Raw genomic sequence first — 26,456 nt, forward strand, 5'->3', positions numbered from 1 at the left:
TTTGGCATGATGTTAATCATAAATGTCTGAGTCATCATGCGTTACGCTGTTAGACTCACTGACGTTTTTTTAGCCACGTATCAATAATAGGTACTTCCATGTCGAGTAAGTTAGTACTGGTTCTGAACTGCGGTAGCTCCTCACTGAAATTCGCCATCATCGATGCGCTCAACGGTGACGAATACCTCTCTGGTTTGGCCGAATGTTTCCATCTGCCTGAAGCACGTATCAAGTGGAAGATGGACGGCAGCAAACAAGAAGCGGCTTTAGGTGCAGGCGCCGCTCACAGTGAAGCGCTGAACTTTATCGTTAACACTATTCTGGCACAAAAACCAGAACTGTCTGCTCAGCTGACTGCGATTGGTCACCGTATCGTCCACGGCGGCGAAAAATACACCAGCTCTGTCGTTATCGACGAGTCTGTGATTCAGGGTATCAAAGACTCTGCATCCTTCGCACCGCTGCACAACCCGGCTCACCTGATCGGTATCGCTGAAGCGCTGAAATCCTTCCCGAATCTGAAAGACAAAAACGTGGCCGTGTTCGACACCGCGTTCCATCAGACCATGCCGGAAGAATCTTACCTCTATGCCCTGCCGTACAGCCTGTACAAAGAACACGGCGTACGTCGTTATGGCGCACACGGCACCAGCCACTTCTATGTAACTCAGGAAGCGGCAAAAGTGCTGAACAAGCCGGTTGAAGAAGTGAACATCATCACTTGCCACCTGGGCAACGGTGGTTCTGTTTCTGCTATCCGTAACGGTAAATGTGTTGATACCTCCATGGGTCTGACCCCGCTGGAAGGTCTGGTGATGGGTACGCGTTCCGGTGACATCGACCCGGCGATCATCTTCCACCTGCACGACACCCTGGGCATGAGCATTGACCAGATCAACAAAATGCTGACCAAAGAGTCTGGCCTGCTGGGTCTGACCGAAGTCACCAGCGACTGCCGTTATGTTGAAGACAACTACGCAGACAAAGAAGACGCTAAACGTGCAATGGACGTTTACTGCCACCGTCTGGCGAAGTACATCGGTTCTTACACTGCGCTGATGGAAGGCCGTCTGGACGCGGTTATCTTCACCGGTGGTATCGGTGAGAACGCAGCGATGGTTCGTGAACTGTCCCTGGGTAAACTGGGCGTTCTGGGCTTCGAAGTTGATCACGAGCGTAACCTGGCTGCCCGCTTCGGCAAGTCTGGCTTCATCAACAAAGAAGGCACCCGCCCGGCTATCGTTATCCCAACTAACGAAGAGCTGGTCATTGCGCAAGACGCGCATCGCCTGACTGCCTGATTCCACACCGCCAGCAATGCTGGCGGTGCTGTTTTGTAACCCGCTACATTTGGGCGGTAACGAAAGAGGATAAACCGTGTCCCGTACTATTATGCTGATCCCTACCGGAACCAGCGTCGGCCTGACCAGCGTCAGCCTTGGCGTTATCCGTGCTATGGAACGCAAAGGCGTTCGTCTGAGCGTCTTTAAGCCAATCGCCCAGCCACGTGCCGGTGGCGATGCGCCAGACCAGACCACCACCATCGTTCGCAAGAATTCCAATCTGCCAGCGGCTGAACCGCTGAAGATGAGCCACGTTGAGTCTCTGCTGTCCAGCAACCAGAAAGATGTGCTGATGGAAGAGATCATCGCCAACTACCATGCTAACGCGCAAGACGCGGAAGTGGTGCTGGTTGAAGGCCTGGTCCCGACCCGCAAACACCAGTTTGCCCAGTCTCTGAACTTTGAAATCGCGAAAACCCTGAACGCAGAGATCGTTTTCGTGATGTCTCAGGGCACCGACACCCCAGAGCAGCTGAACGAGCGTATCGAACTGACGCGCAGCAGCTTCGGCGGCGCGAAAAACACCAACATCACCGGCGTGATCGTGAACAAACTGAACGCACCGGTGGATGAGCAGGGTCGTACTCGCCCTGACCTGTCCGAGATCTTCGACGACTCGTCTAAAGCGAAAGTCATCAAAGTTGACCCGGCTAAGCTGCAGGAATCCAGCCCGCTGCCAGTACTGGGCGCGGTGCCATGGAGCTTCGATCTGATTGCCACCCGTGCAATCGATATGGCACGTCACCTGAACGCCACCGTGGTTAACGAAGGCGACATCAACACCCGCCGCGTGAAGTCCGTGACCTTCTGTGCGCGCAGCATTCCGCACATGCTGGAACACTTCCGCGCAGGTTCCCTGCTGGTGACTTCCGCAGACCGCCCTGACGTGCTGGTTGCAGCCTGCCTGGCCGCGATGAACGGCGTGGAAATCGGTGCGATCCTGCTGACCGGTGCCTACGAGATGGACCCACGCGTCAGCAAGCTGTGCGAACGCGCGTTCGCCACCGGCCTGCCGGTCTTCATGGTGAACACCAACACCTGGCAGACCTCCCTGAGCCTGCAGAGCTTCAACCTCGAAGTGCCGGTTGATGACCACGAGCGTATTGAGAAAGTTCAGGAATACGTTGCAGGCTACATCAACGCAGATTGGGTCGAATCCCTGACTGCGACCTCCGAGCGCAGCCGCCGTCTGTCTCCTCCAGCATTCCGTTACCAGCTGACCGAGCTGGCGCGTAAAGCGGGCAAACGCGTTGTTCTGCCAGAAGGCGACGAACCACGTACCGTTAAAGCGGCTGCTATCTGTGCAGAGCGCGGCATCGCGACCTGTGTGCTGCTGGGTAACCCTGATGAGATCACCCGTGTTGCGGCGTCTCAGGGCGTTGAGCTGGGCGCTGGCATCGAAATCGTTGACCCGGAAGTGGTTCGCGAAAGCTACGTTGCCCGTCTGGTCGAGCTGCGTAAGAGCAAGGGCATGACCGAAGCCGTTGCGCGCGAACAGCTGGAAGACAACGTGGTGCTGGGCACGCTGATGCTGGAGCAGGACGAAGTTGACGGTCTGGTTTCCGGTGCGGTTCACACCACGGCGAACACCATCCGTCCACCGCTGCAGCTGATCAAAACCGCACCGGGCAGTTCTCTGGTTTCTTCCGTGTTCTTCATGCTGCTGCCTGAACAGGTTTACGTTTACGGCGACTGCGCGATCAACCCGGATCCAACCGCAGAACAGCTGGCAGAAATCGCTATCCAGTCCGCGGACTCTGCGATTGCCTTCGGTATCGAACCGCGCGTAGCGATGCTCTCCTACTCCACCGGTACCTCTGGTGCAGGTAGCGACGTAGAGAAAGTGCGTGAAGCGACCCGTATTGCTCAGGAAAAACGTCCTGATCTGATGATCGACGGCCCGCTGCAGTATGACGCCGCGGTTATGGCTGACGTTGCGAAATCCAAAGCGCCGAACTCGCCGGTTGCAGGTCGCGCTACCGTGTTCATCTTCCCGGATCTGAACACCGGTAACACCACCTACAAAGCGGTACAGCGTTCTGCAGACCTGATCTCCATCGGGCCGATGCTGCAAGGGATGCGCAAACCTGTGAACGACCTGTCCCGTGGCGCACTGGTAGACGATATCGTTTACACCATCGCGCTGACGGCGATCCAGTCTTCGCAGCAGCAGTAATGTTAAAAAGCCCGGTGGCGCTAGCGCTTACCGGGCCTACGGTTTTGTAGGCCGGATAAGCGAAGCGCCATCCGGCAAGAAAGGCGACCACTTAACCGGTCGCCTTTTTTATTTACAGCAGCTCGCGCGCCGCCGACACAATGTCATGTGCCGTCAGGCCATACTCCTTCTGCAGGAAATCCTGCGTCCCTACCTGACCGTAGCGCTCCTTGACGCCCACCCGCCGCATCGGCACCGGGCAGGTTTCCACCAGCACTTCCGCCACCGCCGACCCCAGGCCGTTGTGAATGCTGTGGTTTTCACAGGTGACGATGCGTCCGGTTTTCTCGGCGTAGTTTTTCACCAGCATCCGGTCGATGGGCTTCAGGGTAAACATGTCGATGACCGCCGCGCTGACGCCCTCCTGCTCAAGCTGGCGTGCCGCTTCCAGCGCTTCCGCCACCATGATGCCGTTGGCAATCAGCGTAATATCGGTTCCTTCACGCAGCACGTTGCCTTTGCCGATGGTGAAGGCGGAACCCGGGGCATACACGCTCGGTGCCTGCTTACGGATGGTCCGCACCCAGTAGAAGCCTTCGAGGTCGATAAGCTGGCGCAGCACGTCCTCGAACATCACCGCGTCGGTCACCTCCAGCACCACCGAGTGGGCCAGACCGCGTACGATGCCCATATCCTCAAACGACATATGCGTTCCGCCGTTGTGGCAGGCCGTCACGCCCGCGTCCGAGGCAATCACCTTCACATTGTTGCGCTGATAATCCAGGGACATAAACAGCTGGTCAAAGCAGCGACGGCTGGCAAACGCGGTGAAGGTGTGCACGAACGGTTTACGTCCGGTCAGCGACAGCCCCGCCGCGGTGCCAATGACGTTGGCCTCCATAATGCCGCAGTTAATCACGTGCTGCGGATAATCGCGCGCCACGCCGTCCATCGCCATCGAGCTCATCAGGTCTGCTTCGAGCGCAATGATGTCACTTCCTGCCTCAATCTGTTTTGCCACGAAGCCAGCGTAAACTTTACGCATCTCAACGGCGTCTTTCTGTCCTGCCGGTGCAACCTTAATCATGTGAAGCCTCCAGTTGGCGAATCGTCTCGTTGAGGGCCGCTTTGCTCTCTGCAGTCAATCGCAGGTGGTGCGAGTTGCTGAGCTGCTCCAGATACGGCACACCCTGCCCTTTGATACTGTCGAGGATGACGACTAACGGACGCGCAACAGCAGCCGGAACCCGCGACGTCACCTCCAGCAGCACAGGAATGTCGTCCCCCTTCACCGTCACCACATCAAAGCCAAAGGCGCGGAATTTGCCCTCCAGGTCAAACGCGCTGATGATCTCGTCCAGCTCGCCGTCGAGCTGCTGTTTGTTCCAGTCGACAAATACCGTCAGGTTATTCAGGCGATGGTGGGCAATAAACTGGAACGCCTCCCAGCACTGCCCTTCGTTCAGCTCGCCGTCGCCGACGATGCAGAAGACCCGATTCGGTCGCCCGGCCAGCCTGTGCGACAGCGCCATGCCGCCCGCGATGGAAATCCCCTGCCCCAGCGAACCGGTGGTGGCGTCCACGCCGCGCGTTTTCAGGCGGTCCGGGTGGCTGGGCAGGCGCGTGCCGTTCTGGTTCAGCGTGCTCAGCTCTTCTGTCGGAAAGTAGCCCTTGATCGCCAGGGTACTGTAGAGCGCCGGGCCCGCATGGCCTTTCGACAGGACAAAGTAGTCTCGCTCCGGCCAGTCCGGATCCGCCGGGTCGATTTTCATCACCGCGCCGTACAGCACGGCCAGGGTTTCGACCACCGACATGCTGCCGCCATAGTGGCCAAAGCCGAGCTGCGTCAGGGATTTCAGCGTCTCAATACGGATCTGACGCGCGAGTTCGGTTATCTCTTTCTCATTCATGATTTGGCTCCGGTGTTTTCCTGCGCGTTACCGCCCGCAGGTTTGTTTTTCGCGAAGACGTTGTACGCCACCAGCAGCGCGAATAGCGCCACGACCAGCCCGGTGATAGCAAGCGGCGACAGGAAGCGCGCAAGGTTGCCGAGGACAATCCCGACCGCGCCGAAGTCGGCGTCAGAGAAGGTGGTGTTGGCAAAGCCAATGGCGCCCAGTACCGGCAGCAGCAGGACCGGCAGGAAGGTGATCAGCAGGCCGTTGGCAAAAGCGCCAATCATCGCCCCGCGACGTCCGCCGGTGGCGTTACCAAACACGCCCGCCGTTGCGCCGGTGAAGAAGTGCGGCACGACGCCCGGGAGGATCAGCACCCAGCTAAACTGACCGCAGATAAACAACCCCACAATCCCGCCAAGGAAACTGAACAGGAAGCCAATCAGTACCGCGTTTGGCGCATACGGATACACCACCGGGCAGTCCAGCGCAGGACGCGCGTTCGGCACCAGTTTTTCAGAGAAGCCGGTAAAGGCAGGAACGATTTCCGCCAGAATCAGGCGTACGCCCTGCAGGATGATGAACACGCCCGCCGCAAAGGTAATCGCCATGATGATGGCGTAGACGAGGTAGTTCTGACCGCCGCTGAAGGTGGCCTCGACGTACTCGCGACCGGCGCTCACCGCCATGATCAGGTAGATGATCATCATGGTCAGGGAGATGGAGATCGAGCTGTCACGCAGGAAGCTAAGGTTCTTCGGCAGGTTCATCTCTTCCGTTGAGCGGGAGCCTTTGCCGACCTTGCTGCCAATCCAGCCGGACAGCACGTAGCCCAGCGTGCCGAAGTGGCCGAAGGCAATCTCATCGTTGCCGGTAATACGCTTCATGTAGCGCTGGGCAATCGCCGGGAAGAAGGCCATGATCAGGCCAAGGATCAGCGACCCGGTAAAGACCAGCCCCACGCCCTCAAAGCCCGCCACCGTCAGGATCACGCCAATCATGCACGCCATGTAAAACGTGTGGTGTCCAGTCAGGAAGATATACTTCAGGCGGGTAAAACGCGCGACGATAATATTCGCCACCATCCCGAAGGCCATAATCAGCGCGGTCGCTGCACCGTATTTTTCCAGCGCAATGGACACTATCGCTTCATTGTTTGGAATAATGCCCTGGATAGTAAAGGCGTGTTCAAACATCCCGCCCAAAGGATTTAATGACCCCACCAGTACCGTGGCGCCACCGCCCAGTACAATAAAGCCCAGGATGGTTTTAATGGTTCCTTTCACCACGTCGGAAAACGCTTTTTTCTGCGCAACCAGACCGATTAACGCGATTAAACCGACCAGCACCGAAGGGACTTTTAAAATATCAACAACGAAATTCAGCGTTTCAAGGATAAACATATCCACCTCGCCTTATCAGGGTTATTGTCTTTCGAACCAGCCGCGCAGCTGCGCTTCAAGTTCGTTAATGTCGATGATGTTGTTGATCACCACCAGCTGGCTTTCCGGCACGCTGGCGCTGGCGGCAATGTCTTTTGCCATCACGAACAGATCGGCCGCGCCCGGCGTGGCCGAGGAGAGATCGGAGTGTTCAACCTCAGCTTCAATCTCCAGCTTTTTGAGCACCTTTTTAATATTCATTTCGACCATAAAACTACTGCCCAGGCCAGAACCGCAAATAGCCATGATTTTCATTGTTGTCCCCTTATTTTGAGTAGAGTACGCCCCATCACGCTGACGCGTAATGTTGTGAAAAACCGGATTAAAGAATTAAATCAGAAGCGGTTAATAATCGTTTTAATTTCCTCCAGGGTATTCACCTGATGCAGTTCGTCCATATCGGTATCGCTGGAAAATAACTCTGCCAGCGACGAGATCATCTCGATATGGCTATTTTTGTCGGGTGCCGCGAGCATAATAATGACGTCGACAGGGTCAAACTCACCGGCACCAAACGAGACGCCCTGTTTTAGTTTTAATAACGACAACCCCAGTCCTTTGGCGCCTTCCTCCGGCCGCGCATGCGGCATCGCCAGCCCTGGTGCCAGCACATAATAGGGTCCTAACGTGTGGTGCTGCTGGATGATGGCGGTGACGTATTCAGGCTCAATCACCTGCAAATCCAGCAGCGGCTTCGCGCACAGCTCCAGCGCCTGCGGCCAGTCTTCCACGCTCTCCTGCAGCGTGATGGTTGTATCATATATCCATTTTTTGAGCACTTTTCACTCCCGCGACACGCTTAAGATGAGCAAACTTTATTCAACACATCGCTGGATGACTGCGATCGCGATCACAAAGATAGCGCTACCAATCGTTAACATACAGAAATGTGATAGCGCTATCAAATCGCAATCACGGTGCTAAATCACAGCAAAAAAAGGGATTTAAGGCGTATACTGCCTGTCACGTGAAACGAAGGAAAAGAAGAACGCGTCTGGTCAGCAGGAAGGTGTATGTCTCTAACCCGAAAACGGCGCAGTACTGGTAAAGTGACACTCGCCGATGTCGCACAGCTTGCCGGTGTGGGCACGATGACCGTGTCCCGTGCACTCCGCACGCCCGAACAGGTTTCCGATAAACTACGTGAAAAAATTGAAGCTGCCGTGCAGGAGCTGGGTTATATGCCTAATCTTGCCGCCAGCGCGCTGGCCTCGGCGTCGTCATGGACGATAGCCATGGTAGTGCCCAACCTCTCCGAAGCCGGCTGCTCGGAGATGTTTGCCGGGCTACAGCAGGTGCTACAGCCTGCCGGATATCAGATCATGCTGGCTGAATCCCAGCATCGTCTTGAGCAGGAGGAGAAGTTGCTGGAGACGCTTCTGGCGTCGAATATTGCCGCCGCTATCCTGCTCAGCGTTGAACATACCGACACCGTTCGCCACTGGCTGAAAAATGCCTCTATCCCGGTGATGGAGATGGGTGCCATGCGCGCCGATCCGATTGATATGAATATCGGGATTGATAACGTGGCGGCCATGTATGAACTCACGGAAATGGTGATTAAGCGCGGCTACCAAAACATAGGCCTGCTGTGCGCCAACCAGGAACAGTGGATTTTCCAGCAGCATCTGCAGGGCTGGTACAAAGCCATGCTTCGCCACCATATGTCGCCGAACCGGGTCATTAACGCGGCGATGCCGCCGAGCTTCTCGACCGGTGCAGCACAGCTGCCCGAGTTCCTGCTGGCCTGGCCGGAGCTGGATGCGCTGGTATGCGTCTCTGACGAGCTGGCGTGCGGCGCGCTGTATGAGTGCCAGCGCAGGCGAATCAAAGTACCGGACGATCTGGCGGTAGTAGGCTTTGGCGATAGCGACGTGAGCCGCGTCTGTCAGCCGCCGCTGACGACCATGGCGGTGCCGCATCGTAAGATTGGAATTGAAGCCGGGAAAGCGTTACTGGAGCGCCTGAATGGCGGAGACTGGCGCGATCAAAAGCCCATCGCGTCCAGTCTGTGTCTGAGAGAGAGTTGCTGAAGCTTACTCAGCCTCTTCCTCTTTCTCTGATTTTGTCGATTCGTTATTGGCGTTGCGGCTCATCCAGAGCGCCAGCGCTTTTAACGAATCCGGCGTGAACTCGTCGCAGCGCGCGGTGATCTCTTCCGGCGTCATCCAGCTGACCTCACTCACCTCTTCTTCCTGCAGGGCAAACGGGCCGTGAGAAACGCAGCTAAACAGCCCGCCCCAGACGCGGCAGTTTTCGTCTTCAAAATAGAACTGACCGTGCTCGGCAAACGGCACACCGGCAATGCCTAACTCTTCTTCTGCTTCACGACGTGCGGAATCCAGCAGCACTTCATCTGCCTGGACAACACCGCCTGCAGTGGCATCCAGCATACCCGGGAGAAAATCTTTGGTATCCGTACGGCGCTGGACCAGAATTTTGCCCATCCCGTCATGCACAACGATGTACGTTGCGCGGTGGCGCAGACGCTCCGCACGCATTTGTTCGCGGCTGGCCTGCGCGATCACTTCATTCTCTTCGCTGACAATGTCAACCCACTCTGTACTTGCCAAATGACTCTGCTCCACCATCGGGAAACCTTCTCTTCTAAGCGCTCTTTCGGCGCGTTTGCAGTTGAGGTGTAACTTACGGATTAATCGCTACTTGCGCAATAACTTGCTGATCATTAAGTGCGATAACACTCAGGGTATTTCCATCCAGCATGCCATAGCTCGCAGAATAGCCACCTTTCGGGATACTGACCGAACCCGGGTTGAAGTGATAAATCTCACCGCGCTTTTCAGCAACCGGAATATGAGTATGACCGTAAACCAGGACATCGCCAGCCGCGAGCGCCGGAAGATTATCCGGGCTAAAAAGATGCCCATGGGTCAGAAACAGTCGGCTTTGTTCCAGCAGCACCTGCTGCCACGGCGCAGTAAGGGGAAAATGCAGCAGCATCTGGTCCACTTCGCTGTCGCAGTTGCCGCGAACGGCGATGATGCGCGAGGCATACGGGTTGAGCTTTTCCGCGACCTGCGCAGGGGCGTAGCCTTCCGGCAGCGCGTTGCGCGGGCCGTGATTGAGCACGTCACCCAGAATAATCAGCCACTGCGCGCCGCTTTGTGCAAACAGGGAGAGGACACGCTCGGTAGCGGGCAGCGATCCATGGATATCCGACGCAAACATCAGTTTCATCAGTCACTCCTCGGGAAAACAGACTGCCCCCATCATACCTGAAGCGTCAGGGCTTATCAGCCCGCACGCTTAGCCGAAAGTGCCACATAGCGCTGCACGGAGGCGCGCTGCCACTGAAACGCGGCATAATCCACCAGCAGCTGCGGCACCTCATCGCCGTTGAGGATCAGGCGGTTTAGCATCAACGCCAGATCGGCATCAGCAATGCACCACTCACCGAACAGGTTCGGGTTGCCGTGTGCGAGGAGCGAGGTGGCGGTTTCAATGAGTTTTTGCGCGCTTTCTGCACCTTCTGCGCTGAGAGCTGGTTTTTTCACCCCGGCAAACACGACGTCCGTCGAGCGTTCGACGCGAATCGGTACCAGATCGCTTCGCAACCACGCCTGGATCTGCCGCGCCCGGGCGCGCTTTTGCAGATCGTGAGGATAGATGCGCTCCCACTCAGGTGGCGCAAACCGATCTTCCAGATATTCATCAATCGCCGAGGATTCGCTCAGGGCAAAACCGTCAATCTCCAGCACCGGCACGCGTCGGGTCAGGTCGTAACCCTGCCACTGCGGTTTAAGATGTTCACCGCCGTCGAGATCAACGGTCTTCAGCGTAAACGTGAGCCCTTTTTCGGCCAGCGCAACGTATACGCTCATAACATAGGGAGAAAAGAAATTCGCATCGGACCACAACGTGATGACGGGCTGGTTCATAACATCCTCATAGGCTGATCGGTTTTTTACTCAACATATAATCTCTTTGCCTCGCTGTCACTTGATGAAAACTCACGATTTACAACAACCACCTATACTCATTTGTCATGGCACCACTCTTCGCATGGACAGGAGTTGAGAATGATCGACCTTTATTACGCCCCTACCCCAAACGGCCATAAGATCACCCTCTTTCTTGAAGAAGCCGAGCTGGATTACAGGATCATTCGCGTGGATATCAGCAAGGGCGAACAGTTCAGCCCTCTCTTTCTGGCTATCTCGCCGAATAATAAAATCCCGGCCATTATTGATAACCAGCCGGCGGACGGGGGCAGACCGTTGAGCCTGTTTGAATCCGGTGAAATTTTACTCTATCTGGCAGAGAAAACCGGCAAGCTGCTGAGCGGCGAGCTGCGTGAGCGTCACCATACCCTGCAGTGGCTCTTCTGGCAGGCGAGCGGGCTGGGGCCCATGCTGGGTCAAAACCATCACTTTACTGCTTACGCCCCGCAGCCTATTCCCTATGCGATAGAACGCTATCAGGTCGAGACGCAGCGGCTCTACGACGTTCTGAACCGTCGGCTGAAAAAAACGCCGTGGCTCGGGGGGGATCATTACAGCATTGCCGATATCGCCTGCTGGCCATGGGTGAATACGCATGAAAAACACCGAATTGACCTGGCCTCTTACCCGGCGGTAAACAACTGGTTTGAGCGCATCCGGACCCGCCCGGCGACCGAGCGGGCGATGCAAAAAATCCAGCAGATTTAACCCTCTATGAGGCTGGGTGCCTGCGAGCCTCTCATGTATTATGAGCAGGAAATACTGACACGGAGAAGACCTGCAATGTCACAGCCAGATGCTGTTATTCGTATAAAAAATTTACGCTTGCGTACCTTCATCGGTATCAAAGAGGAAGAGATCGCCAACCGTCAGGATATTGTCATTAACGTGGTGATTCACTATCCCGCAGAAAAAGCGCGGGCCAGCGAAGATATCAATGACGCGCTGAACTACCGCACAATCACCAAGAACATTATCCAGTTTGTGGAGAATAACCGCTTCTCTCTGCTGGAAAAATTAACTCAGGATGTGCTCGATATCGCACGCGAACATCACTGGGTCACTTATGCTGAAGTTGAGATCGATAAACTTCACGCCCTGCGCTACGCCGATTCCGTCTCCATGACGTTAAGCTGGCGGCGCCAGGCGTAAACCTGGAGGTTGTATGAAGATTTTGCTGACCGGCGGGACAGGCCTGATTGGTCGTCACCTCATTGCGCGTCTGCAGGCCTTGCATCACGACATCACCGTGGTCACGCGCAGCCCGGAGAAAGCGCGTCAGGTGCTGGGGGCGGGTGTCGATATCTGGAAAAATCTGGCCGAGCAGCAAAATCTGGACGGTTTCGACGCCGTCATTAACCTCGCGGGTGAACCCATCGCCGATAAGCGCTGGACGGAAGAGCAAAAACAGCTGTTATGCAGCAGCCGGTGGAACATTACCGAAAAGCTCGTCGAGCTGATCCGTAATAGCCACACCCCACCTTCAGTGCTGATTTCGGGTTCAGCGGTAGGCTATTACGGCGATCTCGGCGAGGTGGTGGTGACCGAGGAAGAGCCGCCCCATAACGAGTTTACCCATAAACTTTGCGCCCAGTGGGAGCGTATCGCCTGTGCGGCGCAAAGCGATCGTACCCGCGTCTGCCTGCTGCGGACCGGGGTCGTCCTCGCGCCGAAAGGCGGCATCCTGGCGAAGATGCTTCCTCCTTTCAGGCTCGGACTCGGCGGTCCCATCGGTAATGGCCGTCAATATATGGCGTGGATCCATATCGACGATATGGTCAACGGTATTCTCTGGCTGCTGGATAACGATCTGCGCGGGCCGTTTAACATGGTCGCGCCGTATCCGGTGCGTAATGAACAGTTTGCTCACGCGCTGGGGCATGCCCTGCACCGTCCGGCGATACTGCGCGTGCCTGCTACGGTCATTCGTCTGCTGATGGGAGAAGCGTCTGTACTGGTATTAGGCGGGCAGCGGGCGCTGCCAAAACGGCTGGAAGCCGCCGGGTTTGCGTTCCGCTGGTATGAATTAGAAGAGGCGCTGGGGGATGTAGTGCGGTGAATATGTTACAGTGACAGGCCATGTTCCGAAAATATGGCGTCACAATGGCAACGATCACCACCCCCCGGCTTTACCTCACCCCTTTCGAACCCACTGACTGGGCCTTCTTCCGCTCGCTGCGTGAAGATCGCCGCATCATGCGCTACATGGCCGCCATCGCGCCAGAAAAAGAGACCCGACGCGTGTTTGCCGCGCGACTCGCTGCTGCTCATGTGTTTGTCATTCGCGCCCGGGATGATGATACGCCGCTTGGCGATATCGGCCTGCAGATTAGTGCAGAGAATCGTGAAGAGGCCGATATCGGCTATACGGTTGTACCTGCCGCGCAAGGGAAAGGTATCGCCAGCGAGGCGCTGCGCGCGGTGTGTGATTATGCGTTCAACCAGACCGGCGTGAAGGCGATTAACGCGTACGTGCTGGCGGACAACGGCGGATCGGTGCGCGTGCTGGAGAAAGCCGGGTTTGTGCGTACGCTGGTGGTGGAAAAGGCGTATGAAATTGACGGCGTGCGCTATGACGATTGGGTGTATCGGCTGGAGTATGCCGGCCAGCAACAGAATTAGTAGGCCCGGTAAGCGAAGCGCCACCGGGCGATTGGGCTGTACTGCGGCCTGATGCCCTCACCCCGCCCCTCTCCCACAGGGAGAGGGAGAAAGGCAAAACCTACTTCAACGACCCCTTCAGGAACTGCTGCAAACGTGGGCTTTGCGGGTTCGCCAGCACCTCGTCCGGATGCCCCTGCTCTTCAATTTTCCCCTGATGCAGGAAGATAACGTGGTTGGAGACGTTACGGGCGAAGCCCATCTCATGCGTCACCACCACCATCGTTTTGCCCTCTTCGGCCAGCTTCTGCATGATGCGCAGCACTTCGCCAACGAGTTCCGGGTCGAGCGCGGAGGTTGGTTCGTCGAACAGCAGCACCTCCGGTTCCATCGCCAGCGCGCGCGCGATGGAGACACGCTGCTGCTGACCGCCGGAGAGATGCACGGGGTATTTCATCTGCTGGCGCTCGTCGATACCCACTTTCGCCAGGTATTTCACCGCACGCTCGCGGGCTTCCTGCTTGCTCAGCCCCAGTACCTGAACCGGCGCTTCCATCACGTTCTCCAGCACCGTCATGTGGCTCCAGAGGTTAAAATGCTGGAACACCATCGTCAGGCGCGTACGCAGCAGGCGCAGCTGGTGTTTATCCGCCACCTTCAGCTGGCCGTCTTTGTCACGCACCAGGTTGATGTTCTGCCCGCTCACCACGATCGAGCCTTCGCTCGGCTTTTCGAGGAAGTTAATGCAGCGCAGGAAAGTACTTTTACCCGAGCCGGATGAACCGATGATACTGATTACATCGCCTGCGTTAGCCTGCAGCGACACCCCTTTCAGCACTTCATGTTCGCCGTAGCGTTTGTGCAAATCAATAACGTTTAATTTGTTCTCAGCCATCATCTTTCTCAGTGCGTCGAAGAAGGTTTTATATGCTGCAACCAGCGTTTTTCAGCCTTACGGAACAGGCTAATCAAAACATAAGAGATAATTAAATAGAGCACCGCCGCAATGCCAAACGCGGTAAACGGCTGATAGGTCGCGGAGTTAATATCGCGCGCGATTTTGAGCAGATCCGGCACCGTCGCGGTAAAGGCAAGCGCGGTGGAGTGCAGCATCAAAATCACTTCGTTACTGTACGCCGGTAACGCGATACGCAGTGCCGACGGCAGAATAATGCAGCGATAAAGTTTCACTGAGGAAAAGCCGTACGCGCGCGCCGCCTCAATTTCACCGTACGGAACCGAACGAATGGCTCCCGCGAAAATCTCGGTGGTATAGGCGCAGGTGTTGAGCGTCAACGCCAGCACCGTACAGTTCAGACCGCTGCGGAAGAACGCATTCAGCATCTCAGTGCCTTTTACGATCTCAAGCGTATACATCCCCGAATAGAACACCAGCAGCTGCACGTACAGCGGCGTACCGCGAAACACGTAGGTAAACAGCCAGATCGGGAACTGGATAAATTTATTGTTCGACACGCGGCCAATGGCAAGAAACACCGCCAGAATGCCACCCATCACCACGGAGGAGATCAGCAGCCAGAGCGTAATCGCCACGCCGGTAAAGCGGTAGCCATCTGTCCACAGCAGCGATTTCCAGTATTCCTGAATGATCTCAATCACAGGTCAGCCCTCTTCACACCCACGGAGTAGCGACGCTCGAGCAGAAGCAGCACACCATTGGAGACGGTCGTAAAGACCAGATAAATCACGCCGCAGACCACCGCAAAGTAAAACGGCTCCCAGGTGCTCTTGCCCGCCAGCTGAGTCGCCTTCACGACGTCCTCCAGACCGAGCAGCGAGACCAGCGCTGTCGCTTTGAGGATAACCTGCCAGTTGTTGCCGATGCCCGGCAGCGCGTAACGCATCATGGCCGGGAACATAATCCGACGAAACGTTTGTGAAGAGGTAAAACCAAATGCGGTTGCCGCCTCAATGTGCCCCTTCGGCACGGCCATGTAAGCACCGCGGAAGGTTTCGGTGAAGTAGGCACCGTAGATAAAACCGAGGGTAATAATACCGGCCACCATCGGGTCGATATCAATTTGTCCCATGCCCATCGCGTCCGTCACGCCGTTCAGCGCAATCTGCAGACCGTAAAAGATAAGCAGCATCAGCACCAGATCGGGAACGCCGCGAATAAGCGTGGTGTAGCCTTCAAAAATTAGCGCCAGCGGTTTGTTAGCCGAAAGCTTCGCCCCTGCGCCTGCCAGACCTATCAGCACCGCCAGCACCACGGAGCTGATAGCCAGCTCAAGGGTGACAAGCGCGCCATGTAAAATAACGCCAGAAAATCCGTACAGCATACCGCGAGCCCTGTCGTATCGTGAGTGGTGGAACCGTGTCTTTCCCCCTCCCACGGAGGGAGGGGCCGCACGTTATTTGACGGGGCGATTAGCCGCCGTAAACATTAAAATCAAAGTACTTTTTCGCCAGCTTGTCGTAGGTGCCGTCAGCGCGCATTTCAGCAAACGCTTTGTTCAGCGCCTCACGCAGCTCATTGTCTTCTTTGCGCAGGCCCATACCGGTGCCCACACCAAACAGCTTCACGTCCTTAATGGACGGGCCGCCAAACTTGTAATCTTTACCGACCGGCGTTTTCAGGAAACCTTCGCTTGCCGCGACTTCATCCTGGAATGCCGCATCAATTCGGCCTGCCGTCAGGTCAGCGTAGATATTTTCCTGGCCCTGATAGGAGACGATTTCAATCCCCTTCGGCGCCCAGTGTTCGTTACCGTAGGTTTCCTGGGTAGTGCCCTGCAGCACGCCGACGCGTTTGCCTTTCAGGGACTCCAGCGTTGGCTGAACGTCAGACGATTTAGCCACCACCAGACGAGAATCGGCCGCGTAGAGTTTGTCTGTGAAGGCAATCTCCTGCTGGCGTTTTTCAGTGATGGAGAGCGAGGACATGATCACGTCGATTTTTTTCGCTTTCAGGGACGGGATCAGCGCATCCAGCGGGTTCTCAACGTAGGTACACTGTGCTTTGATGCGTTTGCACAGCTCATTGGCCAGATCGATGTCAAAACCAACCAGTTCACCCTTTGAATTCTTCGATTCGAACGGCGCATAGGTGGGATCGGTACCGATCCGAATTTTCTGCGGAATGGCTGCGAATGCCGCGGTAGCGCTGGAAAAGGCCAGCACCAGAGATAGTGACAACACGAGTTTTTTCATATTTGTCCTCAACAAACTGTCTTCATACGGGATTTTTACGACGACGGGTTGGTGCTAATGTGCCATTAATTCCCTCTGACAGGCAAAGACTAATGCCCTTCAGGCGGGAATTTTTGCATTATAAATGCGTAAGTATGCACAAAGCGACCCAATACGGTGCAACGAGCGCACCGTATTGGGTCAACCGTTCCCGTAACGCACCTTTCCGGTGCGTTAGCGCCAGGTATTATTCACCGTATACGTTGAAGTCGAAGTATTTCTTCGCCAGTTTGTCGTAAGTACCGTCTTTACGCAGCTCTGCAAAGGCTTTGTCGAAGGCGGCTTTCAGCTCGGTATCATCCTTACGCAGGCCAATACCGGTGCCGTCACCAAAGTATTTTTTGTCTTTCACCGACGGGCCCGCAAACGCGTAGTCTTTCCCCGCAGGCTGTTTCAGGAAGCCTTCGCTCGCGGCGACTTCATCCTGGAATGCCGCATCCAGACGGCCTGCCGCCAGGTCAGAGTAGATCAGATCCTGGTTCTGGTATGCCACCACGTCTACACCCTTCTCACGCCAGGTGGCATTGGCATAACCTTCCTGGGTCGATCCCTGAAGCACGCCAACATGCTTGCCTTTCAGCGAGTCGATGGTTGGCTTAATCGGGGAGCCTTTTGGCGCAATCAGGCGAGAATCCGCGGCGTAGAGCTTGTCAGAGAAGGCAATCTCCTGCTGGCGTTTTTCGGTGATGGAGAGAGAAGAGATAATGGCGTCGATTTTCTTGGCTTTCAGCGACGGGATTAACGCGTCAAAGTCGCTGCCCACCCATGTGCATTTCACTGCAATGCGTTTGCACATTTCATTTCCCAGATCGATATCAAACCCCACGAAATCACCTTTCGCATCCTTGGAAGAGAATGGCGCGTAGGTTGCGTCTGTACCGATACGAACCGTCTGTGGAAGCGCTGCGTAGCTACCTGCTGCCGCACTTAACCCCACGAGCAAAGACAGAGCCAGAACCGTCTTCTTCATACATTTACCCTCAAGTACCGTGATTTTATTATGTATTGTGTTGTGTGTTGTGTTGCAGGCTTCATCTTGCAGGTCTTATGCCACATTGCCGTCTGGTCAAAACTTCGACGTTAAATATGTTAATAAAACGTTGCGATACTGCCTTAATGGTGAAAGATAGCAGGTCTGCCGAACGAACCGGAGAGAGAAAAAGGGAAAAAACGAATTAAATGTCGAGGATATGATCGCCGTTGCATAATTGCCCTGAAACAGGGCAACTTGTCTTTTCATGCACTCTGTTTGTGCACAGAATCAGGCCCCCTGCCAGCGGGTGAAGAGATCTTCAGGCAGGTCGATGTCGAACTGATCCAGCACGCGGTTAACGGTCTGATTAATCACGTCATCCAGCGAGGTCGGGCGATGATAAAATGCCGGTACCGGCGGCATGATGATGGCTCCCAGCTCCGCAGCCTGCGTCATTAAGCGCAGATGGCCGAGGTGCAGCGGCGTTTCCCGCACGCAGAGCACCAGAGGACGACGCTCCTTCAGCACCACATCCGCCGCGCGCGTTACCAGGGTGTCGGTATAGCTGTTCACAATGCCGGAGAGCGTTTTAATGGAACAGGGCAGGATAACCATGCCGGCCGTTTTAAACGAGCCTGAGGAGATGCTGGCGGCGATATCACGGGCATCGTGAACCACGTCCGCCAGTGCCTGAACATCGCGCAGGGAGAGATCTGTTTCCAGAGAGAGGGTCTGACGCGCCGCCTGGCTCATCACCAGATGGGTCTCGACTTCCGCCACGTTACGCAGAACCTGTAACAGACGTACGCCGTAAATCGCGCCGCTGGCACCGCTGAGCCCAACAATGAGTCGTTTCATGATTTTCGCCCTTACTGATTTCAGGGCAGACTGTGCAGGATTTTGCGGGGAGTTGCAAGTGAGGGCATTCGCCCTCACCTGCCGGAGCATCAACCTTCGTTGTGCATCTCTAAACTTTCGAGATCGTTCTGCATCTGGACGGCTTTCGCATCGTCGTTGCGCAGCGAATCAAGATAGTCGAGGTACTGCTGGTCAACGTCTTTGGTCACGTAAATACCGTTGAACACGGAGCATTCAAACTGCTGAATTTCCGGGTTCTCGGCACGCACCGCGTCGATGAGATCGTTCAGATCCTGGAAAATCAGGCCGTCGGCACCGATGATCTGGCGAATTTCATCCACTTCACGCCCGTGAGCGATCAGCTCGTTGGCGGTTGGCATATCGATGCCGTACACGTTCGGGAAGCGAATCTCCGGCGCAGCAGAGGCCAGATAGACTTTCTTCGCACCCGCTTCGCGCGCCATCTCGATAATCTGTTCAGAGGTGGTGCCGCGAACGATGGAGTCATCCACCAGCAGAACGTTCTTGTCGCGGAATTCCGCGCGGTTGGCGTTCAGCTTGCGGCGCACGGACTTACGACGCAGGTGCTGCCCCGGCATGATAAAGGTGCGGCCAACGTAGCGGTTCTTCACGAAGCCCTGACGGTATGGCTTGTCCAGAATGCGGGCGATCTCCAGCGCGATATCGCAGGAGGTCTCCGGGATAGGAATCACCACGTCGATGTCGAGATCGTCCCACTCGCGGGCAATCTTCTCGCCCAGCTTGGTGCCCATGTTGACGCGCGCGCTGTAGACGGAAATCTTGTCGATGAAGGAATCCGGACGGGCAAAGTAAACGTATTCAAACAGGCACGGGTTGCTGACCGGGTTGTCGGCACACTGGCGGGTAAACAGCTGGCCCTTCTCGGTGATGTAGACCGCTTCGCCCGGTGCAACGTCGCGCAGGAATTCGAAGCCCAGGGTATCCAGCGCCACGCTCTCAGAGGCAACCATATATTCAGTACGGCCATCGCCGAGGTCGCGCTTACCGAGCACTAGCGGACGAATGCCGTTAGGATCGCGGAAGGCGACCATACCGTGACCGATGATCATCGCAACGCAGGCGTACGCGCCGCGGATCTGACGGTTTGTCGCGGCAATCGCGGCAAAAATGTTGTCTGCTTCGAGCGGATAGTGACGGAAGTTATCCAGCTCGCTGGCGAACACATTGAGCAGGATTTCAGAATCAGAGGTGGTGTTAATGTGGCGACGTTTCTCTTCGAACAGCTTTTTACGCAGCTCATGCGCGTTGGTCAGGTTGCCGTTATGAGCAAGGGTAATGCCATACGGTGAGTTGACGTAGAAAGGCTGTGCCTCAGAGGCGCTGGAACTGCCAGCAGTAGGATAACGAACGTGACCGATCCCCATATTACCTTGCAGACGCTGCATATGGCGGGCTTCAAACACATCGTTTACCAGGCCATTCGCCTTGCGTAAACGGAAGCAGTTGTTTGCATCAATGGTGATGATACCCGCAGCATCCTGCCCACGGTGCTGAAGCACCGTTAACGCGTCATAAATCGACTGGTTTACCGGCATGAAACCGGCGATACCGACAATACCGCACATTCGTCTTTTCCTCGTTAAGCCACATCTCAGGGTTTATGCCCTGGGCAAAAAACTTGACGAGCTTTGCAGATAGTCAAAGAACCATCTGATGATGAAGCTGAACTCTGGAATGAGCTGCGATTTTTGCCAGTCTTCGCTTTTGGAGAACCCAGTGAAGGTATCCAGGAAGAACAGGATCGCGGCCACAATCAGCACGCCTCGTAATGCCCCGAAACAGATCCCGAGCACCCTGTCCGTTCCTGACAGACCGGTTTTCTCGACCAGCTGACCTATCACGTAATTCACGATAGCGCCGACAATCAGCGTTGCGATAAACAGCACCGCGATAGCGATTCCATTTCGGACCAGTTCATCTTCAAAGCCCGTGAACCAGACAGACAGGTAAGTGTAGTAATGACTGGCAACAAAGAAAGCACAACCCCATGTCACCAGCGATAACGCTTCACGAACAAAGCCACGGATCAGGCTAACCAGACAGGAAAAACCAATCACCGCAATGATGGCGTAATCAATCCAGACCATATGTGTCCCACGATTTAACGCCCTGTCATCCAGTTCGGGGCGAATTCTAACAGAAAAAGAAAACGTTTGCGTAGGGATTTCCTTCCCGCGCGTAAATAAAAAAGGCGCTGAAAAAATGTTCAACGCCACGGTCCATTTGACGTCTCTGTGGACGTCTGCTCCCCCCTCCCCCCAACCCTCTCCCTCAAGGGAGAGGGAGCAAACCATTCCGGGGATGGGTAAGATCTTATCAGTTCGCGCTGTAGCCCATCACCACACCGCTCAGGCCGGAGATCTGCTTCAGCTCACCGAGCGAACCTTTAAGCTTATCTTTAGACGCTTCTGGCCCCACGAGGATACGGGTAATTTTACCCTGCACCGGCGTGGAAGGTGAAGTGTAAACACGATATCCCGCACTGCGCAGTTTGCTCACGACCTCGTTGACCTTATCGGCGTTTTTCAGCGCACCAAGCTGCACCACGTAGGCCTTACCCGTTGGGGCGGCGGCATCCTGCTGCGCCGGTTTTGCTGGCGGAGGTGTCTCTGACGCCGCGGCTAGCTGTTCTGCGGCTTTATCCCGCTGCGGTTTCGGCTGCGGCTGCGGCTTCTCAACCGGCTTCGGTTTTTCAACCGGTTTAGGCTGCTCGACCGGCACCGGATCGATATCGCTGTTGCTCGCTGCCGCCAGGCGAGACGGATCGAGCGATGGTGCGGCGGCATCGCCTGCACGCACCTCTTCCGCCGCCCCTTCCGGCGGCTGAGCAGGCAGCGCCTGCGTCGCCGCGGGCAGCATATCCGGCTCATCGCGGTCACCCGGTTTCGGCACCAGCGGAATAGCGGCAAACTCATCCTGATAATGCTTTTTCTGCCCGTCGAGCAGACCCGGGAGAATAATCACCCCGAGCGCGACCAGCACAATGGTTCCTGTTAAACGGTTCTGAAACTTACTCGCCACCGGTTCTCCCCGCGTCCATCACTTCCATGACATGTGCCACCGTGTGGAATGACCCACACACCAGCACGGTATCTTCTGGTTTAGCATCCGCCATCGCGGCATGCCAGGCCTGAGCCACGCTACTGTAGATTGCGCCTTTGCCGAGATGTTCCATCAGTTGCTCAGCCGTCGCGCCGCGCGGCCCCTCCAGAGGAGCACAATACCAGCTATCGACCACACTCTCCATGCAGGCCAGCGTCCCGCCGATATCTTTATCATGAAGCATACCGATAACCGCCAGCACGCGCCCGGTTTTTGGTAACGAATTGAGACGTCCCGCGAGATACGCCGCCGCATGGGGGTTATGCGCCACGTCCAGAATCAGGCGCGGTGACTCGCTAACTATCTGGAAACGCCCGGGCAACAGCGCATTCTTAATGCCGTCGCGGATCGCCTGCTCGCTGACCGTGAGGCCACTGGCGCGCAGTGCCGCCAGCGCGGTTGCTGCGTTCGGCTGCGGTACCTGCGGCAGCGGCAGGTTGTCGAGCGCGCCCTGCGCGTCGCTAAAGCGCCAGCCGTTATCCTGGACCTCGTACTGCCAGTCAACGTCGCGGCGCAGCAGACGCGCGCCCTTCTCGTTCGCCACGTCAGCAATGGTATGCGGCATATCCGGCTCGCCGACCACGGCGGGTTTGTTTGCGCGGAAAATACCGGCCTTCTCGCGGCCAATGCTTTCACGATCCGGTCCCAGCCAGTCGATATGGTCCAGCGCGATGCTGGTGACCACCGCCACGTCCGCATCCACCATATTGGTCGCATCAAGACGTCCGCCGAGGCCAACCTCAAGAATCACCACATCCAGCTGCGCCTGTTTGAACAGCCACAGCGCCGACAGGGTACCGTATTCAAAATAGGTTAATGAGATCTCACCGCGTGCGGCTTCAATTTCCGCGAACGACGCCGTATGCGCCGATTCCGGCAGTTCGCGGTTCTGCACACGAACGCGCTCGGTATAGCGGACCAGGTGTGGCGAGCTGTACACGCCAACTTTGTAACCCGCGGCCATCAGGACAGATTCCAGCGTGCGGCAGGTCGTGCCTTTACCGTTGGTCCCCGCGACGGTGAACACGAAAGGTGCCGGTTTGAGCACATCAAGACGCGCGGCGACCTGGCTTACGCGCTCAAGCCCCATATCGATGGTTTTACTGTGCAGGTTTTCCAGATAAGAAAGCCACGCGGCCAGGGGCGACGTGGCTTGGGGAATGCTTTTATTTTCCATAATGCCCGGTTGTCATTAACAGATTAGAAAGCAAAAGGGCAGCGCCAACCGGCCCTGCCCTTTTCAGTTATCAGGCCTCGGGTTCCTGATCCGGTACCACCACGCCTTCGCGCGGCTCATCCGGGTTCGGCGCTGGCAGATTCATCAGCTTCGCCAGGATGCTCGCCAGCTTCAGGCGCATTTCCGGACGGCGGACGATCATGTCGATGGCGCCTTTCTCGATGAGGAACTCACTGCGCTGGAAGCCCGGCGGCAGTTTTTCACGAACGGTCTGCTCGATAACGCGAGGACCCGCAAAGCCGATCAGCGCTTTTGGCTCAGCGATATTCAGATCGCCCAGCATTGCGAAGCTCGCGGAGACGCCGCCCATGGTTGGGTCGGTCAGCACGGAGATATACGGCAGACCGCGCTCCTGCATCTTCGCCAGCGCAGCAGAGGTTTTCGCCATCTGCATCAGTGACATCAACGCTTCCTGCATACGCGCACCGCCGGAGGCAGAGAAGCAGATCAGCGGACAGTTGTCTTCCAGCGCCTGCTCAACGGCACGCACGAAGCGCGCACCGACCACAGAGCCCATTGAGCCGCCCATAAAGGAGAACTCAAACGCAGCGGCAACAACCGGCATCTCATGCAGGGTGCCTTTCATGACGATCAGCGCGTCTTTCTCGCCAGTCTCTTTCTGTGCAGAGGCCAGACGATCTTTGTATTTTTTGGAATCGCGGAACTTCAGCACGTCTTTTGGCTCGAGTTCGCTACCCAGCTCTACCAGAGAGCCTTCGTCCAGCAGGCTATGCAGGCGGTTGCGCGCCGACATACGCATATGGTGGTCACACTTCGGACACACCTCAAGGTTGCGCTCCAGCTCTGCGCGATACAGAACCTGACCGCAGCTATCACACTTCGTCCATACCCCTTCAGGAATGCTCGCTTTACGCGTTGGGGTAATGTTGCTTTTAATTCGTTCAATCCAGCTCATTGATAACCTTTCTGCCTGAACCTGGTCGTTTGCCAGTTTTGCTATAAGAGGCGAATAATGCCATTTTTGCCTCCAACAGACCATGAATGTTGCACATTAAAACATAACAGCCCGAAACTTTGGATAAAAAAGTGGTCGAACCGCCAGCGTGCATTTACTTCGCTTGTTTTGCCGCCGCACGTTTATGACGAATAATTTCGATAACGCCCGGCAGTACGGAAAGCACAATAATCGCTACAATCAGTAACTTAAGATTTTCCTGAACCACCGGGAGATCGCCAAACAGGTAGCCTGCATAGGTAAACAGCAGTACCCACAGCAGCGCCCCCACGACGTTATACATGGCAAAATGACGATAGGACATATGTCCCATTCCCGCCACAAACGGTGCAAATGTGCGCACAATAGGCACAAAACGCGCAAGGATAATGGTTTTTCCGCCATGGCGTTCATAAAACGCATGGGTTTTGTCTAAATAGCTGCGACGGAAAATTTTCGAATCCGGATTGCTGAACAGCCGCTCACCGAATACGCGTCCAATCGTGTAGTTGACCGCATCACCGACAATAGCGGCAATCACCATCAGCACCACCATAAGATGCACGTTCAGATCGTTAGTGGGTAACGCCGATAGCGCGCCGGCAACGAACAGCAGGGAATCCCCTGGCAGGAATGGGGTAACGACCAGACCGGTTTCACAAAACAGAATGAGGAACAGAATAGCGTAAACCCAGACGCCATACTGCGCGACCAGCTCCGCCAGGTGAACATCAATATGCAGGATGAAATCAATCAAAAAACGAATTACGTCCATATTGTCTAAGCCCTAATTGCACCTTTGTTTAGTCCGCTAAAAAAAGCGGGCCCATTGGCGGTTTCGGCAGGTCAAACCGATCCGGATAGTCTACCGAGACCAGATACAACCCTTCCGCTTTCGCCGTAGCTGCCGCAAGCGTTCTGTCCTTCGCTGCCAGCAGGTCTGCAATCCAGCTCTCCGGCTGGTGTCCGGCGCCCACTTCCATCAGGCTGCCCACAATATTCCGAACCATATGATGTACAAAGGCATTGGCTTTGATATCCACCACCACATACGCGCCAAAACGGCTGACGTTTATGTGCATGACGTTTCGCCACGGCGTGCGGGACTGACACTGCACCGCACGAAACGACGTAAAGTCATTTTCACCAATCAGACACTGCGCCGCGCGATGCATACGTTCAGCATCAAGCGGTTCATAAAAATGCGTCACGCCCTGGCTTAACACCGCCGGACGCAGGCGCTGGTTGTAGATGACATAACGGTAGCGACGCGCCGTGGCGCTAAAGCGCGCGTGAAAATCATCCGGCACAGCTTTTACCCAACGCACCGCAATGTCACCAGGCAAATTCGCATTTACACCCAGGGTCCAGGCGGCATCCTTACGCACGGCGGTGGTTTCAAAGTGCACGACCTGCCCCGTACCGTGAACACCCGCGTCCGTACGTCCTGCGCACAGGACGTTAATCGGCTCGTTTGCCACCTGAGAGAGCGCTTTTTCCAGCTTCTCCTGGACGCTGCGCACCTCGTTCTGACGCTGCCAGCCATAATACTTACTGCCGTCGTACTCAATGCCGAGGGCAATTCTATGGACCGGCTTTTGTTCCACGTCTGACATCAGTACAGGTACTCCTGCACCAGTTTTTCAGCGATTTTGACCGCCATCAGCGCGCCGCCAAAGCGAACGTTGTCGGCAACGGACCAGAACTGCACCTGTTCCGGCATGCCGTAATCGTTACGCACACAGCCAACGGAAAGATGCGCGCTGCCGGTAGCATCACCCACCTGGGTCGGGAACTCGCTCTCTTCAGAGAGCACGATGTCTTCACCGCGGCCAAACGCATCGCGCGCCTCTTCTGCCGCCAGCGGACGCAGCGCTTCAAAGCCGACCATCTGCGCGTGGCCGTAGAAGACCGGGGACTGCACGACGCTTGCGGAGATCATCAGGCCATCGTCCTGCAGAATTTTACGCACCTCATCGACGATACGACGCTCTTCGCGCACGGAACCCTCGCGGTCCGGCAGCAGCGGCAGCATGTTGAACGCCAGCTGGCGGCCAAAGAAATCATCTTCATCAATCGGGATACCGTTCAGCAGCTTCGCGCTCTGCCCGGCCAGCGCGTCAACGGCCTTTTTACCGTTCGCGGACGCGGAGAGCAGGCTGGTGACGGTAATGCGCGACAGGCCGCCGTCGTCGATCAGCGGTTTCAGGGCAGTCAGCAGCTGGCTGGTCAGGCTGTTGGGCACCGCAATGACGTTACGGTTGCGGTAGTCAGCCAGCACAAACGGGTTCACGTCCGGCACCACCAGCGGCACATCCGGCTCCATTGAGAACAGGCCGCTCAGGTCGATCACCAGGCAGCCTGCATTGGTCGCCTCTTCAACGTACGCAGCAGTGGCTTCAGCGCCCGCAGCGAAAAACGCCAGCTGCGCCTGGGTCCAGTCGAATGCTGCCGCATCCTGGACCATCACGGATTTACTGTTAAAACGCAGATGCTCACCTGCACTGTCGGTACGCGCCAGCGCATAGATATCGCCCACCGGGAACTGACGCTCAGCAAGGGTTTCGAGCAGGGCTTCGCCCACGGCACCCGTGGCACCTAAAATGGCAATGTTCCAGCCTTCAGACATGGTGGTTTACTCCAGAAATAAAAAAACGTCCCTGTCGGAGTATCCGACA

Annotated in this window: 29 protein-coding genes; 7 read left to right on the forward strand and 22 right to left on the reverse strand. The window is 56.1% G+C overall.

What is annotated here, in order from left to right; all coding sequences use genetic code 11:
* The first annotated feature begins 98 nt into the window (after positions 1 to 98).
* Both ackA and pta read left to right on the forward strand, forming a co-directional pair.
* Positions 99 to 1,301 (forward strand): acetate kinase, encoded by a 1,203-nt coding sequence (gene ackA / locus P349_RS10995; protein WP_024908964.1) that lies wholly within the window; start codon positions 99 to 101, stop codon positions 1,299 to 1,301.
* 76 nt (positions 1,302 to 1,377) lie between these two features.
* The gene (gene pta, locus P349_RS10990; RefSeq protein ID WP_032646614.1) at positions 1,378 to 3,519 is read left to right on the forward strand and encodes a phosphate acetyltransferase; all 2,142 of its coding nucleotides are present in this window, start codon (positions 1,378 to 1,380) and stop codon (positions 3,517 to 3,519) included.
* A 112-nt stretch (positions 3,520 to 3,631) separates the two neighbouring features.
* On the opposite strand, the gene P349_RS10985 is transcribed toward pta, so the two are convergent.
* The 5 genes from P349_RS10985 to P349_RS10965 form a co-directional block, all read right to left on the reverse strand.
* Positions 3,632 to 4,585, reverse strand: a complete 954-nt coding sequence (locus P349_RS10985; RefSeq protein ID WP_032646616.1) for a transketolase family protein — start codon at positions 4,583 to 4,585, stop codon at positions 3,632 to 3,634.
* A complete protein-coding gene (locus P349_RS10980) occupies positions 4,578 to 5,408 on the reverse strand; it encodes a transketolase (protein ID WP_032646617.1) in 831 nt (276 codons plus the stop codon). Before P349_RS10980 ends, P349_RS10985 begins: the two co-directional genes overlap by 8 nt.
* A complete protein-coding gene (locus tag P349_RS10975) occupies positions 5,405 to 6,796 on the reverse strand; it encodes a PTS ascorbate transporter subunit IIC (RefSeq protein ID WP_023312548.1) in 1,392 nt (463 codons plus the stop codon). The genes P349_RS10980 and P349_RS10975 overlap by 4 nt, the downstream gene beginning before the upstream one ends.
* Positions 6,797 to 6,817: 21 nt before the next feature.
* Positions 6,818 to 7,090, reverse strand: coding sequence for a PTS sugar transporter subunit IIB (locus P349_RS10970; RefSeq protein WP_024908960.1), 273 nt, complete (start codon positions 7,088 to 7,090; stop codon positions 6,818 to 6,820).
* Positions 7,091 to 7,170: 80 nt separating this feature from the next.
* A complete protein-coding gene (locus P349_RS10965) occupies positions 7,171 to 7,614 on the reverse strand; it encodes a PTS sugar transporter subunit IIA (RefSeq protein WP_032646618.1) in 444 nt (147 codons plus the stop codon).
* A 234-nt stretch (positions 7,615 to 7,848) separates the two neighbouring features.
* On the opposite strand from P349_RS10965, the gene P349_RS10960 reads away from it, so the two are divergent.
* Positions 7,849 to 8,868 carry a LacI family DNA-binding transcriptional regulator gene (locus tag P349_RS10960; RefSeq protein WP_024908958.1) on the forward strand — a complete coding sequence of 340 codons (1,020 nt, stop codon included), beginning with the start codon at positions 7,849 to 7,851 and terminating at the stop codon, positions 8,866 to 8,868.
* Between the two features lie 3 nt (positions 8,869 to 8,871).
* On the opposite strand, the gene yfcD is transcribed toward P349_RS10960, so the two are convergent.
* From yfcD to yfcF, 3 genes are read right to left on the reverse strand one after another with little or no spacing between them, the layout of a single operon-like run.
* Positions 8,872 to 9,426 (reverse strand): NUDIX hydrolase YfcD, encoded by a 555-nt coding sequence (gene yfcD, locus P349_RS10955; RefSeq protein WP_032646619.1) that lies wholly within the window; start codon positions 9,424 to 9,426, stop codon positions 8,872 to 8,874.
* Between the two features lie 55 nt (positions 9,427 to 9,481).
* Positions 9,482 to 10,033 (reverse strand): phosphodiesterase, encoded by a 552-nt coding sequence (yfcE, locus tag P349_RS10950; RefSeq protein WP_024908956.1) that lies wholly within the window; start codon positions 10,031 to 10,033, stop codon positions 9,482 to 9,484.
* 56 nt (positions 10,034 to 10,089) lie between these two features.
* Positions 10,090 to 10,734 carry a glutathione transferase gene (yfcF, locus tag P349_RS10945; RefSeq protein WP_032646620.1) on the reverse strand — a complete coding sequence of 215 codons (645 nt, stop codon included), beginning with the start codon at positions 10,732 to 10,734 and terminating at the stop codon, positions 10,090 to 10,092.
* Between the two features lie 141 nt (positions 10,735 to 10,875).
* On the opposite strand from yfcF, the gene yfcG reads away from it, so the two are divergent.
* From yfcG to P349_RS10925, 4 genes are all read left to right on the forward strand, one after another.
* A complete protein-coding gene (yfcG, locus tag P349_RS10940; protein WP_032646621.1) occupies positions 10,876 to 11,505 on the forward strand; it encodes a GSH-dependent disulfide bond oxidoreductase in 630 nt (209 codons plus the stop codon).
* Between the two features lie 75 nt (positions 11,506 to 11,580).
* On the forward strand, positions 11,581 to 11,949 hold the full coding sequence (folX, locus tag P349_RS10935) for a dihydroneopterin triphosphate 2'-epimerase (protein ID WP_032646622.1): 369 nt from the start codon (positions 11,581 to 11,583) through the stop codon (positions 11,947 to 11,949).
* A gap of 13 nt (positions 11,950 to 11,962) precedes the next feature.
* Positions 11,963 to 12,856, forward strand: coding sequence for a TIGR01777 family oxidoreductase (locus tag P349_RS10930; protein WP_032646624.1), 894 nt, complete (start codon positions 11,963 to 11,965; stop codon positions 12,854 to 12,856).
* A gap of 44 nt (positions 12,857 to 12,900) precedes the next feature.
* On the forward strand, positions 12,901 to 13,419 hold the full coding sequence (locus tag P349_RS10925) for a GNAT family N-acetyltransferase (RefSeq protein WP_032646625.1): 519 nt from the start codon (positions 12,901 to 12,903) through the stop codon (positions 13,417 to 13,419).
* A 100-nt stretch (positions 13,420 to 13,519) separates the two neighbouring features.
* Here the strand turns inward: P349_RS10925 and hisP are convergent, their stop codons facing one another.
* The 14 genes from hisP to P349_RS10855 form a co-directional block, all read right to left on the reverse strand.
* Positions 13,520 to 14,293 carry a histidine ABC transporter ATP-binding protein HisP gene (hisP, locus tag P349_RS10920; RefSeq protein WP_010433274.1) on the reverse strand — a complete coding sequence of 258 codons (774 nt, stop codon included), beginning with the start codon at positions 14,291 to 14,293 and terminating at the stop codon, positions 13,520 to 13,522.
* A gap of 8 nt (positions 14,294 to 14,301) precedes the next feature.
* Positions 14,302 to 15,018: an ABC transporter permease gene (locus P349_RS10915; RefSeq protein ID WP_008502590.1), complete on the reverse strand. Its 717-nt coding sequence runs from the start codon at positions 15,016 to 15,018 to the stop codon at positions 14,302 to 14,304.
* The gene (locus P349_RS10910; RefSeq protein ID WP_032646626.1) at positions 15,015 to 15,701 is read right to left on the reverse strand and encodes a histidine ABC transporter permease HisQ; all 687 of its coding nucleotides are present in this window, start codon (positions 15,699 to 15,701) and stop codon (positions 15,015 to 15,017) included. The genes P349_RS10915 and P349_RS10910 overlap by 4 nt, the downstream gene beginning before the upstream one ends.
* An 88-nt stretch (positions 15,702 to 15,789) precedes the next feature.
* Positions 15,790 to 16,572 carry a histidine ABC transporter substrate-binding protein HisJ gene (gene hisJ / locus P349_RS10905; protein WP_024908950.1) on the reverse strand — a complete coding sequence of 261 codons (783 nt, stop codon included), beginning with the start codon at positions 16,570 to 16,572 and terminating at the stop codon, positions 15,790 to 15,792.
* Between the two features lie 226 nt (positions 16,573 to 16,798).
* Complete coding sequence (gene argT / locus P349_RS10900) at positions 16,799 to 17,581, reverse strand: lysine/arginine/ornithine ABC transporter substrate-binding protein ArgT (RefSeq protein WP_023312560.1); 783 nt, start codon at positions 17,579 to 17,581, stop codon at positions 16,799 to 16,801.
* 291 nt (positions 17,582 to 17,872) lie between these two features.
* Positions 17,873 to 18,442, reverse strand: a complete 570-nt coding sequence (locus tag P349_RS10895; RefSeq protein WP_029740194.1) for a UbiX family flavin prenyltransferase — start codon at positions 18,440 to 18,442, stop codon at positions 17,873 to 17,875.
* Positions 18,443 to 18,531: 89 nt separating this feature from the next.
* Entirely contained in the window at positions 18,532 to 20,049 is a 1,518-nt protein-coding gene (gene purF, locus P349_RS10890; protein WP_024908947.1) for an amidophosphoribosyltransferase, read from the reverse strand.
* A 33-nt stretch (positions 20,050 to 20,082) separates the two neighbouring features.
* A complete protein-coding gene (cvpA, locus tag P349_RS10885) occupies positions 20,083 to 20,571 on the reverse strand; it encodes a colicin V production protein (protein WP_000262116.1) in 489 nt (162 codons plus the stop codon).
* 229 nt (positions 20,572 to 20,800) lie between these two features.
* The gene (gene dedD, locus P349_RS10880) at positions 20,801 to 21,505 is read right to left on the reverse strand and encodes a cell division protein DedD (RefSeq protein ID WP_024908946.1); all 705 of its coding nucleotides are present in this window, start codon (positions 21,503 to 21,505) and stop codon (positions 20,801 to 20,803) included.
* Positions 21,495 to 22,763, reverse strand: a complete 1,269-nt coding sequence (gene folC / locus P349_RS10875) for a bifunctional tetrahydrofolate synthase/dihydrofolate synthase (protein ID WP_032646627.1) — start codon at positions 22,761 to 22,763, stop codon at positions 21,495 to 21,497. Before folC ends, dedD begins: the two co-directional genes overlap by 11 nt.
* Positions 22,764 to 22,833: 70 nt before the next feature.
* Complete coding sequence (gene accD, locus P349_RS10870) at positions 22,834 to 23,739, reverse strand: acetyl-CoA carboxylase, carboxyltransferase subunit beta (protein ID WP_003861408.1); 906 nt, start codon at positions 23,737 to 23,739, stop codon at positions 22,834 to 22,836.
* Between the two features lie 154 nt (positions 23,740 to 23,893).
* Entirely contained in the window at positions 23,894 to 24,553 is a 660-nt protein-coding gene (locus P349_RS10865) for a DedA family protein (protein WP_008502599.1), read from the reverse strand.
* 28 nt (positions 24,554 to 24,581) lie between these two features.
* On the reverse strand, positions 24,582 to 25,394 hold the full coding sequence (gene truA / locus P349_RS10860) for a tRNA pseudouridine(38-40) synthase TruA (protein WP_023312566.1): 813 nt from the start codon (positions 25,392 to 25,394) through the stop codon (positions 24,582 to 24,584).
* A complete protein-coding gene (locus tag P349_RS10855) occupies positions 25,394 to 26,407 on the reverse strand; it encodes an aspartate-semialdehyde dehydrogenase (RefSeq protein ID WP_032646629.1) in 1,014 nt (337 codons plus the stop codon). Before P349_RS10855 ends, truA begins: the two co-directional genes overlap by 1 nt.
* Between the last annotated feature and the right edge of the window lie 49 nt (positions 26,408 to 26,456).

This window comes from Enterobacter sp. DC4, assembly GCF_000568095.1.
GTDB classification, from domain to species: Bacteria; Pseudomonadota; Gammaproteobacteria; order Enterobacterales; family Enterobacteriaceae; genus Enterobacter; species Enterobacter pseudoroggenkampii.

What these genes read in the sequence shown, in the direction of transcription:
- ackA (WP_024908964.1), top strand. Translation starts at nt 99, where the DNA reads ATGTCGAGTAAGTTAGTACTGGTTCTGAACTGCGGTAGCTCCTCACTG.
- P349_RS10985 (WP_032646616.1), bottom strand. Translation starts at nt 4,585, where the DNA reads ATGATTAAGGTTGCACCGGCAGGACAGAAAGACGCCGTTGAGATGCGT.
- P349_RS10980 (WP_032646617.1), bottom strand. Translation starts at nt 5,408, where the DNA reads ATGAATGAGAAAGAGATAACCGAACTCGCGCGTCAGATCCGTATTGAG.
- P349_RS10975 (WP_023312548.1), bottom strand. Translation starts at nt 6,796, where the DNA reads ATGTTTATCCTTGAAACGCTGAATTTCGTTGTTGATATTTTAAAAGTC.
- P349_RS10970 (WP_024908960.1), bottom strand. Translation starts at nt 7,090, where the DNA reads ATGAAAATCATGGCTATTTGCGGTTCTGGCCTGGGCAGTAGTTTTATG.
- P349_RS10960 (WP_024908958.1), top strand. Translation starts at nt 7,849, where the DNA reads ATGTCTCTAACCCGAAAACGGCGCAGTACTGGTAAAGTGACACTCGCC.
- yfcD (WP_032646619.1), bottom strand. Translation starts at nt 9,426, where the DNA reads ATGGTGGAGCAGAGTCATTTGGCAAGTACAGAGTGGGTTGACATTGTC.
- yfcE (WP_024908956.1), bottom strand. Translation starts at nt 10,033, where the DNA reads ATGAAACTGATGTTTGCGTCGGATATCCATGGATCGCTGCCCGCTACC.
- yfcF (WP_032646620.1), bottom strand. Translation starts at nt 10,734, where the DNA reads ATGAACCAGCCCGTCATCACGTTGTGGTCCGATGCGAATTTCTTTTCT.
- yfcG (WP_032646621.1), top strand. Translation starts at nt 10,876, where the DNA reads ATGATCGACCTTTATTACGCCCCTACCCCAAACGGCCATAAGATCACC.
- folX (WP_032646622.1), top strand. Translation starts at nt 11,581, where the DNA reads ATGTCACAGCCAGATGCTGTTATTCGTATAAAAAATTTACGCTTGCGT.
- P349_RS10930 (WP_032646624.1), top strand. Translation starts at nt 11,963, where the DNA reads ATGAAGATTTTGCTGACCGGCGGGACAGGCCTGATTGGTCGTCACCTC.
- P349_RS10925 (WP_032646625.1), top strand. Translation starts at nt 12,901, where the DNA reads ATGGCAACGATCACCACCCCCCGGCTTTACCTCACCCCTTTCGAACCC.
- hisP (WP_010433274.1), bottom strand. Translation starts at nt 14,293, where the DNA reads ATGGCTGAGAACAAATTAAACGTTATTGATTTGCACAAACGCTACGGC.
- P349_RS10910 (WP_032646626.1), bottom strand. Translation starts at nt 15,701, where the DNA reads ATGCTGTACGGATTTTCTGGCGTTATTTTACATGGCGCGCTTGTCACC.
- hisJ (WP_024908950.1), bottom strand. Translation starts at nt 16,572, where the DNA reads ATGAAAAAACTCGTGTTGTCACTATCTCTGGTGCTGGCCTTTTCCAGC.
- argT (WP_023312560.1), bottom strand. Translation starts at nt 17,581, where the DNA reads ATGAAGAAGACGGTTCTGGCTCTGTCTTTGCTCGTGGGGTTAAGTGCG.
- P349_RS10895 (WP_029740194.1), bottom strand. Translation starts at nt 18,442, where the DNA reads ATGAAACGACTCATTGTTGGGCTCAGCGGTGCCAGCGGCGCGATTTAC.
- purF (WP_024908947.1), bottom strand. Translation starts at nt 20,049, where the DNA reads ATGTGCGGTATTGTCGGTATCGCCGGTTTCATGCCGGTAAACCAGTCG.
- cvpA (WP_000262116.1), bottom strand. Translation starts at nt 20,571, where the DNA reads ATGGTCTGGATTGATTACGCCATCATTGCGGTGATTGGTTTTTCCTGT.
- folC (WP_032646627.1), bottom strand. Translation starts at nt 22,763, where the DNA reads ATGGAAAATAAAAGCATTCCCCAAGCCACGTCGCCCCTGGCCGCGTGG.
- accD (WP_003861408.1), bottom strand. Translation starts at nt 23,739, where the DNA reads ATGAGCTGGATTGAACGAATTAAAAGCAACATTACCCCAACGCGTAAA.
- P349_RS10865 (WP_008502599.1), bottom strand. Translation starts at nt 24,553, where the DNA reads ATGGACGTAATTCGTTTTTTGATTGATTTCATCCTGCATATTGATGTT.
- truA (WP_023312566.1), bottom strand. Translation starts at nt 25,394, where the DNA reads ATGTCAGACGTGGAACAAAAGCCGGTCCATAGAATTGCCCTCGGCATT.
- P349_RS10855 (WP_032646629.1), bottom strand. Translation starts at nt 26,407, where the DNA reads ATGTCTGAAGGCTGGAACATTGCCATTTTAGGTGCCACGGGTGCCGTG.